The organism is Lamprobacter sp. (assembly GCF_034860625.1).
Taxonomy (GTDB): domain Bacteria; phylum Pseudomonadota; class Gammaproteobacteria; order Chromatiales; family Chromatiaceae; genus Lamprobacter.
This window is the reverse complement of record NZ_JAYESN010000607.1, coordinates 1-1,004: the sequence shown is the minus strand read 5'-3', so window position 1 is coordinate 1,004 and position 1,004 is coordinate 1. Positions and strand designations below refer to the sequence as shown.

Here is a 1,004-nt window from a genome sequence, read left to right as displayed (position 1 = left end):
AACTGGCTGATCCTGCCCAGCGTCGGCCAGGAATGGCGCCTACGCGCTGGCGACGCCGTGATGTGTGTGCGCAACGACGCCTTCGCGCCCTCAACACGCGATAACCCTGGCGAGACCACCAGCCCTTTCATCCAGAGGACCGCACGATGAGCCTGGATGCCAGCGAAGATCCTCGCCTCGAGCAGATCGTCGAACGCGGCGATGCGCCCATCGCTCGCGCCACGAGCCCGCTGTGGAAGTGGGCCTTCATCGGTACCATGGCCACGCTCGGCACGGGCGTCTTGGCCGCGGTGATCTATGCCGAGCTGACCGATCCAGCGCCCAGCAATGACGACCCTGAGCCAAGCCGCTCGCAGCTGCGCTTCAACATCGGTGACTATCAGATCCCGGTCTTTGATCCGCCACCCGCCAGCGAACCGGCACCGGCACCCGAGCCCGTCCAGGTCGAGATCCCCGAGCCGCCGGTGATCCCAACCCTGCCTCAGCTGCCACCGCCAGAGCCGCGCGTTAGCTATCCAGTACCGCAACTGCCGCAAGCACTGCCGGCTGAGCCGAGCAGCAAGCCCGAAGAGACCCCGGAAGAGATCGCCCGTAAACGGCGACTCGCCTCGGCCCTCGGCGGCTCCGGCGGATCGGTCAGCACCGCGAGCAGCGGGGCAGGGGAGAACCCCGCGCACAGTCGCGGCGGCATCGACCTGTCCACCACCCGCACCGCTACTGCCATCGCGCGCCGCCTCTCGGACATGACCTTCCTGCTGCCGAAGGGGACCTACATCCCCTGCATCCTAGACACCGCCATCCAGAGCGATCAGGCCGGCATGGTCGGCTGCACCCTACCGCGCGATGTTTACGGCGCCGACGGTACCGTCGTGCTGCTCGATCGCGGCTCACAGGTGCTCGGCGAGTACCGCACCGCAAGCCTCACCTACGGCAAGCAGCGCATCTTCGTCGTCTGGGATCGGGTCCGCACCCCCGAAGGCGTCATCGTCGACATCGCTTCGCCG

1 protein-coding gene is annotated in these 1,004 nt (G+C 67.4%); it reads left to right on the top strand.

Going from position 1 to position 1,004, the window contains the following annotated elements; translation table 11 throughout:
* Positions 1 to 146 precede the first annotated feature (146 nt).
* Positions 147 to 1,004, top strand: an 858-nt coding sequence (locus VBE63_RS30175) for a TrbI/VirB10 family protein (protein WP_323686649.1), incomplete at its 3' end; no start/stop codon positions are given.